Source organism: Nocardioides pantholopis (genome assembly GCF_003710085.1).
Lineage (GTDB): Bacteria > Actinomycetota > Actinomycetes > Propionibacteriales > Nocardioidaceae > Nocardioides > Nocardioides pantholopis.
Genome location: NZ_CP033324.1, coordinates 1,793,249 through 1,802,500, shown reverse-complemented (window position 1 = coordinate 1,802,500; position 9,252 = coordinate 1,793,249). Strand labels below are relative to the sequence as shown.

Here is a 9,252-nt window from a genome sequence, read left to right as displayed (position 1 = left end):
CGGGGTCAGGGCCGGGGAGATCTCGGCCAGCTCGGCATCGGTGAGCTCGTGCAGCTCGATCCCCCGCTCCTCGCAGCGTCGTACGCAGGCACCGGCCAGCTCGTGCGCGACCCGGAACGGGACGTTCTGGCGCACCAGCCACTCGGCGATGTCGGTGGCCAGCGAGAACCCCTCCGGAGCGAGCTCGGCGAGCCGCTCGCGGTCGAAGTCCAGCGTCGCGACCATGCCGGTGAACGCCGGCAGCAGCACCTCGAGGGTGTCGACGGAGTCGAAGACCGGCTCCTTGTCCTCCTGGAGGTCGCGGTTGTAGGCCAGCGGCAGCGCCTTGAGGGTCGCGAGCAGCCCCGCCAGGTTGCCGATCAGCCGCCCGGCCTTGCCGCGGGCGAGCTCGGCGATGTCGGGGTTCTTCTTCTGCGGCATGATGCTCGACCCCGTCGACCAGGAGTCGTGCAGCGTCACGAACCCGAACTCGCGGGTGGACCAGAGGATGACCTCCTCGGCCAGCCGGCTGACGTCGACGCCGACCTGGGCGGTCACGAACGCGAACTCCGCGACGAAGTCGCGCGCCGCGGTGCCGTCCAGGGAGTTGGCGGTCGACCCGGTGAACCCGAGCTCGGCGGCCACGCCGGTCGGGTCCAGGCCGAGGCTCTGACCGGCCAGCGCCCCGGAGCCGTACGGCGAGTCCCCCGCGACGCGGCGGTCCCAGTCGGCCAGCCGGTCGACGTCGCGCAGCAGCGGCCAGGCGTGCGCCATCAGGTGGTGGGCGAGGAGCACCGGCTGCGCGTGCTGGAGGTGCGTGCGCCCCGGCATGATCGTCGGCCGGTCCCCGAGGTGCTCCCCCGCGGACGTCGCGAGGACGTCGACGAGGTCGAGCACCTGCCCGGCGATCACCGCCGCGTGGTCGCGCAGGAAGACCTTGAACAGCGTGGCGATCTGGTCGTTGCGGCTGCGCCCGGCCCGCAGCCGGCCACCGATGTCCGGCCCCACCTCGTCGAGCAGCAGTCGCTCCAGCGCGCCGTGCACGTCCTCGTCGGAGGGGTCCGGGTGCAGCTCGCCGGCGGCGTACCGCTCCCCGAGGACGTCCAGGCCACGACGCAGCTCGGCGTGGTCGGCGTCGGTGAGCAGGCCCGCACGGTGCAGCGCGTTGGCGTGCGCCCGCGACCCGGCGAGGTCGTAGGGCGTCAGCCGCCAGTCGAAGTGCGTGGACCGCGAGAGCGCGTCCAGCTCCGGGGACGGGCCGCCGGCGAACCGGCCGCCCCACAGCTTCCCGGTGTTCGTGCCGCCCGTGCCCGGCCCGGCGGAGGTCTGCTCGCCCATCAGTCGGTCCCGAACTCCATCGCGGCCGCGTCCAGCGCCTCGTCGTCGAGGTCGCCCGGCAGCACCGGGTTCTCGGCGATCCGGTCGCCGCCGCCCGCCGGGAGCGCGCCGAACAGGGTGCCGTGCTCGACCAGCACCTGGCCCTGGTCCAGCGGCTGGGAGGCGTAGCGCTCGAGCATCGAGCGGGAGTCGGCGATGTCCAGGTTGCGCATGGTCATCTGGCCGATCCGGTCCAGCGGCCCGAACGCGGCGTTCTCGGTGCGCTCCATCGACAGCTTGTCGGGGTGGTAGGAGAACATGTCGCCCTCGGTGCGCAGGATCGTGTAGTCCTCGCCGCGGCGCAGCCGCACCGTCACCTCGCCGGTGACGACCGAGGCCACCCAGCGCTGGAGCGACTCCCGCAGCATCAGCGCCTGCGGGTCCAGCCAGCGGCCCTCGTAGAGCAGCCGGCCCAGGCGGCGCCCGCTCTGCGCGTAGCTGGCGGTGGTGTCCTCGTTGTGGATCGCGTTCAGCAGCCGCTCGTAGGTCAGCCACAGCAGCGCCATGCCCGGTGCCTCGTAGATGCCGCGCGACTTGGCCTCGATGATCCGGTTCTCGATCTGGTCCGACATGCCCAGGCCGTGGCGCCCGCCGATGGCGTTGGCCTCCATCACCAGCTGCACCGGGTCGTCGTACCGAACGCCGTTGATGGCGACCGGGCGGCCCTGCTCGAAGGCGACCGTGACGTCCTCGGCGTCGATCTCCACCGACGGGTCCCAGAACTTCACGCCCATGATCGGCTCGACGACCTCCAGGGAGGTGTCCAGGTGCTCGAGCAGCTTGGCCTCGTGCGTGGCGCCCCAGATGTTGGCGTCGGTGGAGTAGGCCTTCTCCTGGCTGTCGCGGTAGGGCAGGCCGTGCTCGGTGAGCCACTGGCTCATCTCGGCCCGGCCGCCGAGCTCCTGGACGAACTCGGCGTCCAGCCACGGCTTGTAGATGCGCAGGTCCGGGTTGGCGAGCAGGCCGTAGCGGTAGAACCGCTCGATGTCGTTGCCCTTGAACGTCGAGCCGTCGCCCCAGATGTCCACGCCGTCCTCGTGCATCGCGCGGACCAGCATCGTGCCGGTCACCGCACGCCCGAGCGGGGTGGTGTTGAAGTACGCGCGGCCCCCGGACCGGATGTGGAAGGCGCCGCACGCGATCGCGGCCAGGCCCTCCTCGACCAGCGGCAGCCGGCAGTCCACGGCGCGGGCGATCTCGGCGCCGTACTCCTTGGCCCGGGCCGGCACCCCGGAGATGTCGGGCTCGTCGTACTGCCCGATGTCGGCGGTGTAGGTGCACGGGATCGCACCCTTGTCGCGCATCCAGGCGACGGCCACCGAGGTGTCCAGTCCTCCGGAGAACGCGATGCCGACGCGCTCGCCGGCGGGGAGGGAGGTCAGGACCTTGCTCACGAGATGTCTTCTTCCTGTTCGGGGGTGGTGGGGTGACCGGCGGACCGGTCGGAGTCTGGCTCGGTGGGTGCTCCGGGCGGGAGGTCGCCGGGGCCGGCCTCGCGCAGCTGGTGGGGCGAGGGCGCCTCGTCGACCGCGTGTGTCTCGGCGAGACCGAGGAAGCGGCGGGCCAGCGCCGGGCCGCCGGCCGGGTCCCGGCCGATCACCAGCAGCGTGTCGTCGCCGGCGATCGTGCCGAGGACGTCGGCGAGCTCGGCCTTGTCGAACGCCGAGGCGAGGAACTGCGCAGCCCCCGGAGGAGTGCGGAGCACTACCAGGTTGGCGCTGGAGTCCGCGCTGACCAGCAGCTCACCGCAGAGCCGGGCCAGCCGGCTGACGGCCGCCGCGGTGTCGCGCGGTGCCCGCGGGCGCCGGTCGCCGCCCTCGCCCGGGACGGCGTACACCAGGGCGCCGGACTGGGCGCGCACCTTGACCGCGTCCAGCTCGACCAGGTCGCGCGAGAGCGTGGCCTGGGTGACGTGCACGCCGTCGCCGGCCAGCAGGTCGGCGAGCTCGGGCTGGGAGCGCACCTCGTGGCTGGAGACCAGCTCGATGATCCGCTGGTGCCGGGCGTTCTTGGTGGCCGGGCGGACCGCCGTGTCGCGGCTGGTGGTCACGGGCGCTCCCCGGCGTGGCGGAGCAGGAACGCGAGCACCGCCTTCTGGGCGTGCCGCCGGTTCTCCGCCTCGTCCCACACCACGCTCTGGATGCCGTCGAGCACCTCGGCGTCGATCTCCTTGCCGCGGTAGGCCGGCAGGCAGTGCATCGCGATCGCGTCGGGCCGCGCCAGCTCGAAGAGCGACTGGGTCAGGGAGTACGGCCCGAAGACCTCGGTACGGGCCTGGGCCTCCTCCTCCTTGCCCATCGAGATCCAGGTGTCGGTCACCATCACGTCGCAGCCCTCGGCCGCCGCCCGCGGGTCCTGCTCCCAGACCGCGGTGCCGCCGGTCTCGGCGCCGATCTCCCGGGCCCGGTCGAACACCTCCGGCGCGGGCGTGTAGCCCGCCGGCGCGCTGATCCGCACGTGCATGCCGGCTAGGGCACCGGCGAGCAGCCAGGAGTTGCCCATGTTGGAGGCGCCGTCGCCGAAGAACCCGACGGTGAGCCCGGCCAGCTGCGGCTTGTGCTCCAGGACCGTCATCAGGTCCGCGAGCAGCTGGCAGGGGTGGAAGTCGTCGGTGAGCGCGTTGACGACCGGGACGCCGGCGTGCTCGGCCATCTCCGCGAGGTCGGCCTGGGCGTAGGTGCGCCAGGCGATCGCCGAGACCTGCCGGCCCAGCACCCGGGCCACGTCCGCGACCGACTCGCGCTTGCCGATGCCGGCCAGCTGGCCGTCGACGAGCATCGGGTGGCCGCCGAGCTCCGCGATGCCCGCCGCGAAGGACGCCTGGGTGCGCAGCGTGGGCTTGTCGAAGATCATCGCGACCGACTGCGGGCCGGCGAGCGGCTTCGCGTCGTACGGCGCGGCCTTCATGGCCGCCGCCAGCTCGAGGACCTCGGCCTGCTCGGCCGGGCCCAGGTCGTCGTCGCGCAGGAAGTGGCGCAGGTCGGGGAGCATCACTGCACCCCCGCCGCGTCCAGGATGCCCGGCCACGCCGCGAGCAGCGCCTCGGCGTCGTCGGTGGTCAGCACCAGCGGTGGCGCGAGCCGGATCCGGCTCGGCGTCGGGGCGTTGAGGATGAACCCGCGCTCCTGGGCCGCGGCGACGACCTGCGCCGACGACTCCGAGACCAGGTCCAGCCCGATCAGCAGACCCTCACCGCGCACCTCGGCCACCCGGGAGTCGGCCGCCAGCCCGTCACGCAGCTTGTGGCCCAGCACGGTGACGTGCTCGAGCAGACCCTCGTCCTCGATCGTCGCGATCACGGCCAGGGCCGCGGCGCACGCGACCGGGTTGCCGCCGAACGTGGTGCCGTGGTTGCCGGGCTGGAGCAGGTCGCCGGCCGCGCCGAGGCCCAGGCAGGCCCCGATCGGGAAGCCCCCGCCCAGCCCCTTGGCGACGGTCAGCACGTCGGCGCGCACGCCCTCGCTGGCGAACCAGCGCCCGACCCGGCCCAGGCCGGTCTGCACCTCGTCGATCCACAGCAGCGAGCCGTGGTCGTCGGCGATCGCGCGGGCCGCGGCCAGGTAGCCCTCGGGCGGCACCACGACCCCCGCCTCGCCCTGCATCGGCTCCAGGAGGATCGCGGCGGTCCGGTCGGTGACCGCGGCGGCCAGGGCCTCGGCATCGCCGTACGGCACGAACGTGACCTCACCGGGGAGCGGCTCGAACGGCGCGCGGTAGGCCTCCTTGGAGGTCAGCGCCAGGGCGCCCATCGTGCGGCCGTGGAAGCCGCCCTCGGCGGCGACGATGTGGGTCCGCCCGGTGCGCCGGGTCAGCTTGAACGCGGCCTCGTTGGCCTCGGTCCCGGAGTTGGTGAAGAACACCTTGCTCCCGGCGGGCGCGTCCGCCAGCGCGAGCAGCCGCTCGGCCAGCTCGACCTGCGGCACGGTGGCGAAGAAGTTCGACACGTGGCCCAGCGTCGAGAGCTGGGTGGTCACGGCGTCGACCAGCGCGGGGTGGGCATGCCCGAGGGCGTTGACGGCGATGCCGCCGAGGAAGTCGACGTACTCGGTGCCGTCGGCGTCCCAGACGTGCGCCCCCGCGCCGCGGGTCAGCACCAGCTTCGGCGGCCCGAAGGTGTTCATCAGGGCGCCGGGATAGCGCTCGAGGTAGTCGGACATCCCGGACATCCCGATCTGTCCGGTCGCGTCGCTCGTTGCGGAACTGGTCACTGCGAGTCCCTCACCTTCCGGGTCTTGGTCTCCACTCCGGGCAGCACCTGGGTGCCGACCCCCTCCTGGGTGAACAGCTCCAGGATGACCGCATGCGGCTCCCGGCCGTCCACGACGGTCGCCCGGGGCACTCCCCCGCGGACCGCCTTCAGGCAGGCGCCCATCTTCGGGATCATCCCGCTGGCGAGGCCCGGGAGGATCTCCTCGAGTGCCTCGGGGCTGATCTCGCCGATGACGTCGGTCGGGTCCGGCCAGTCGAGGTAGAGCCCCTCGACGTCGGTCAGCACCAGCAGCTTCTCGGCCCCCAGCGCGACCGCGAGCGCGGCGGCGGCGGAGTCGGCGTTGACGTTGTAGACCTCGCCGTTCTCGTCCGGCGCCACGCTCGAGACGACCGGGATCCGGCCTGCCTCGATCAGGTCGAGCACCGACTCCGGGCGCACCGAGGTGACCTCGCCGACCAGGCCGAGGTCGACCTCCTCGCCGTCGACGACCGTCCGGGCGGGCTCGGCGGTGAACAGGCCGGCGTCCTCACCGGAGCAGCCGACCGCGAGCGGGCCGTGCTCGTTGATCAGCCCCACGAGCTCACGCTGGACCTGGCCGACGAGCACCATCCGGACCACGTCCATGGCCTCGGGGGTGGTCACCCGCAGCCCGCCGCGGAACTCCGAGTCGATGCCGAGGCGGTCCAGCATCGTGGAGATCTGGGGCCCGCCGCCGTGCACGACGACCGGCTTGAAGCCGGCGAAGCGCAGGAACGCGACGTCCTCGGCGAAGGCCCGCTTGAGGCCGTCGTCGGTCATCGCGTTGCCGCCGTACTTCACCACGACGATCTTGCCGTGGTACTGCTTCAGCCACGGCAGGGCCGCCGCGAGCGTGCGGGCCTTGGCCTGGTCGGGGCGGCTGGTGTCGAAGGTGCCGTCGAGGGCGCCGGTGCTGGAGTCGTTCATGAGGAGTACGCGCTGTTCTCGTGGACGTAGGCGTGGGTCAGGTCGTTGGTCCAGACAGTGGCCCGCTCGGACCCGGACTTCAGGTCGATGGTCACGCTGACCTCGCGGGCGGTCAGGTCGACCTCGGCCGGGTCGGCGTGCGGGGTGGACTGGCGGCAGACCCACACGCCGTTCATGGCGACGTCGAGGTCGGCGGGGTCGAAGGTCGCGTCGGTGGTGCCGATGCTGGCCAGCACCCGGCCCCAGTTCGGGTCGTTGCCGAAGATCGCGGCCTTGAACAGGTTGCTGCGGGCCACGCTGCGGCCGACCTGGACTGCCTCGTCCTCGGTGGCGGCGTTGAGGGTCGTGATCGCGATCTCGTGGTCGGCGCCCTCGGCGTCCTTGAGCAGCTGCATCGCCAGGTCGGTGCAGGCCTGGGTGAGCGCCTCGGTGAAGTCGTCCAGCGAGGGGGTGATGCCGCTCGCCCCGCTGGCCAGCACCGTGACCGTGTCGTTGGTCGACATGCAGCCGTCGGAGTCCAGCCGGTCGAAGGACACCCGGGTGGCCGCACGCAGCGCCCGGTCGAGGTCGGCCGCGTCGACCACCGCGTCGGTGGTGAGCACGACCAGCATCGTCGCGAGCTGCGGGGCCAGCATCCCGGCGCCCTTGGCCATCCCGCCGATGCTCCAGCCGGCGCCCTCGACCACCACCTGCTTGCTGACGGAGTCCGTGGTCATGATCGCCTCGGCGGCCTGCGGGCCGCCGTCCTCGGCCAGCCCGGCGTACGCCGCGTCGACGCCCGCGAGCACCTGGTCGCGGTCGTTGACCAGCCCGATCAGGCCGGTGGAGCAGACGACCACGTCGATCGCGCCGACGCCCAGGTGGTCGGCGACCCGCTCGGCCACGGCGTGGGTGGTCTGGAAGCCCTCCGGGCCGGTGTAGCAGTTCGCGCCGCCGGAGTTCAGCACCACCGCGCGGACGGTGCCGTCCTTGACGACCTCCTGGCTCCACAGGACCGGGTTCGCCTTGCAGCGGTTGGCGGTGAACACGGTGGCGGAGTCGTGGTGCGGCCCGTCGTTGACGACGAGGGCGACGTCCTTGCCGCCGCTGGCCTTGAGGCCGGCCTGGACGCCGGCGGCCCGGAAGCCCCGGGGAGTGGTGACTGTCATTTGCTCTTCTTCTGCTTTCGAGACGGTGCGCCCTTGGCGGACGCGGCACGGGCGGGCTTGGCGGGGACGGCGGCGGCCACGGTGTGTCCGCGTCGTCGCCAGGCCTCGGCCGCCTTCTCCGCGTCGCGCTGCGGGACCAGGATCCAGTCGGTGTCGAAGGTCGAGAGCGTGAAGACGCTGATCCGGGCCTCCGCGAGCGGGGCCAGCAGCTCGGCGAGCACGCCGACCAGCTCCAGGTCCAGGGGGCCCTTGACCGCGAAGCCGGTCAGCGGCTTGTGGGACACCGCCTTGGTCGGGACGTTGCGCCCGGCACAGACCACCGAGGTCTCGGTGGCGGTCGCCGTGACCGAGAAGATCGAGGACGACTCCGCCCAGGCCGGGATCTCCGAGCCCGGCGCGAGCCGGACCACCGCGAGCCGCTCCGGGAACTCCTGGAGGGTGTACGTCGGCCGGTCGGCGGAGGTCGGGGCCTCGGCGCCGGACTGGTCGGCCACCTGCGGGGACTCCTGCTCCGGGGTGCTCACGGCGCCAGCCCGACGGTGGAGAGGCCGGTGGTCTCGTCGAGGCCCAGGGCCAGGTTCATGCACTGCACAGCGGCGCCGCCGGTGCCCTTGGCGAGGTTGTCGACGGCCCCGACCGCGACCAGCCGGCCGGCGTCGGCGTCGACGGCGACCTGGAGGTGGACGGCGTTGGAGCCGGTCACCGCCTGGGTCTGGGGCCATTGGCCCGGCGGCAGCAGGTGCACGAACGGCTCGTCGGCGTACGCCTTGGCGTAGGCGGCCCGGGCGTCCTCGGCGCTCACGCCGTCGACGACGCGCGCCGAGCAGGTGGCCAGGATGCCGCGGGACATCGGGACCAGCAGCGGGGTGAAGCTGACGCCCACCCGGGCGTCGGTGAGCTGGGAGAGGTTCTGGGTGATCTCGGGGGTGTGCCGGTGACCGCCGCCCACGCCGTACGCGCTGGCGTTGCCGAGGATCTCGCTGCCGAGCAGGTGCGGCTTGGGGGCCTTGCCGGCGCCGCTGGTGCCGGAGGCGGCGACCACGACCACGTCGGGCTCGACCAGGCCGGCAGCGACCGCGGGAGCCAGGGCGAGGGTGGAGATCGTCGGGTAGCAGCCGGGCACCGCGATCCGGGTCGCCCCGGCGAGCTGCTCGCGCTGGCCCGGGAGCTCAGGCAGGCCGTAGGGCCAGGTCCCGGCGTGGGCGCCGCCGTAGAAGCGCTCCCACTCCCCCGCGTCCCGCAGCCGGAAGTCGGCGCCGCAGTCGATGACGACAGTGCCGGGGCTGACCTCCTCCAGCTGCGCGGCGAGCGCCCCGGACTGGCCGTGGGGCAGGGCGAGGAAGACCAGGTCGTGGCCGGCGAGCACCCCGATCTCGGTGGGTTGGAGGGTCCGCTCGGCGAGCGGCAGCAGGTGCGGCTGCAGGCTTCCGAGGAGCTCTCCGGCGTTGGATCCGGCGGTGAGCGCCCCGATCTCGACCTCTGGGTGGCCCAGGAGGAGACGGAGGACCTCTCCTCCGGCGTACCCGCTGGCTCCGGCGACGGCGACGGTGTGCGGCATGTGCATGATCATACATGGCACTGCATGACCATGTG

Annotated in this window: 9 protein-coding genes (1 of these 9 running past the window's edge); all 9 read right to left on the bottom strand. The window is 73.0% G+C overall.

The features are described from left to right. Tightly spaced (at most 38 nt apart), the 9 genes in view from argH to argC form a layout consistent with a single transcriptional unit that may run on beyond the window. Window positions 1-1,317, bottom strand: partial view of an argininosuccinate lyase gene (gene argH / locus EBO35_RS08630; protein ID WP_122817352.1) — the 5' portion only. The gene continues 144 nt to the left of window position 1, outside the view; the window shows 1,317 of its 1,461 coding nt (coding positions 1-1,317); its start codon is at window positions 1,315-1,317; the stop codon falls past the left edge of the window. After that, the gene (gene argG, locus EBO35_RS08625) at window positions 1,317-2,750 is read right to left on the bottom strand and encodes an argininosuccinate synthase (protein ID WP_122817351.1); all 1,434 of its coding nucleotides are present in this window, start codon (window positions 2,748-2,750) and stop codon (window positions 1,317-1,319) included. Before argG ends, argH begins: the two co-directional genes overlap by 1 nt. Further along, the gene (locus EBO35_RS08620; RefSeq protein WP_122817350.1) at window positions 2,747-3,406 is read right to left on the bottom strand and encodes an arginine repressor; all 660 of its coding nucleotides are present in this window, start codon (window positions 3,404-3,406) and stop codon (window positions 2,747-2,749) included. The genes argG and EBO35_RS08620 overlap by 4 nt, the downstream gene beginning before the upstream one ends. Then, a complete protein-coding gene (gene argF, locus EBO35_RS08615; protein WP_122819519.1) occupies window positions 3,403-4,347 on the bottom strand; it encodes an ornithine carbamoyltransferase in 945 nt (314 codons plus the stop codon). The genes EBO35_RS08620 and argF overlap by 4 nt, the downstream gene beginning before the upstream one ends. Next, entirely contained in the window at window positions 4,347-5,522 is a 1,176-nt protein-coding gene (locus tag EBO35_RS08610) for an acetylornithine transaminase (RefSeq protein WP_396954396.1), read from the bottom strand. Before EBO35_RS08610 ends, argF begins: the two co-directional genes overlap by 1 nt. A 38-nt stretch (window positions 5,523-5,560) precedes the next feature. Continuing rightward, entirely contained in the window at window positions 5,561-6,511 is a 951-nt protein-coding gene (gene argB, locus EBO35_RS08605) for an acetylglutamate kinase (RefSeq protein ID WP_122817349.1), read from the bottom strand. Next, window positions 6,508-7,659 (bottom strand): bifunctional glutamate N-acetyltransferase/amino-acid acetyltransferase ArgJ, encoded by a 1,152-nt coding sequence (gene argJ / locus EBO35_RS08600; protein WP_122817348.1) that lies wholly within the window; start codon window positions 7,657-7,659, stop codon window positions 6,508-6,510. Before argJ ends, argB begins: the two co-directional genes overlap by 4 nt. Next, window positions 7,656-8,183, bottom strand: a complete 528-nt coding sequence (locus EBO35_RS08595; RefSeq protein ID WP_122817347.1) for an ACT domain-containing protein — start codon at window positions 8,181-8,183, stop codon at window positions 7,656-7,658. The genes argJ and EBO35_RS08595 overlap by 4 nt, the downstream gene beginning before the upstream one ends. Then, on the bottom strand, window positions 8,180-9,217 hold the full coding sequence (gene argC / locus EBO35_RS08590; RefSeq protein WP_122817346.1) for an N-acetyl-gamma-glutamyl-phosphate reductase: 1,038 nt from the start codon (window positions 9,215-9,217) through the stop codon (window positions 8,180-8,182). The genes EBO35_RS08595 and argC overlap by 4 nt, the downstream gene beginning before the upstream one ends. Between the last annotated feature and the right edge of the window lie 35 nt (window positions 9,218-9,252).

What these genes read in the sequence shown, in the direction of transcription:
- argF (WP_122819519.1), bottom strand. Translation starts at nt 4,347, where the DNA reads ATGCTCCCCGACCTGCGCCACTTCCTGCGCGACGACGACCTGGGCCCG.
- EBO35_RS08610 (WP_396954396.1), bottom strand. Translation starts at nt 5,522, where the DNA reads ATGTCCGGGATGTCCGACTACCTCGAGCGCTATCCCGGCGCCCTGATG.
- argB (WP_122817349.1), bottom strand. Translation starts at nt 6,511, where the DNA reads ATGAACGACTCCAGCACCGGCGCCCTCGACGGCACCTTCGACACCAGC.
- argJ (WP_122817348.1), bottom strand. Translation starts at nt 7,659, where the DNA reads ATGACAGTCACCACTCCCCGGGGCTTCCGGGCCGCCGGCGTCCAGGCC.
- argC (WP_122817346.1), bottom strand. Translation starts at nt 9,217, where the DNA reads ATGCCGCACACCGTCGCCGTCGCCGGAGCCAGCGGGTACGCCGGAGGA.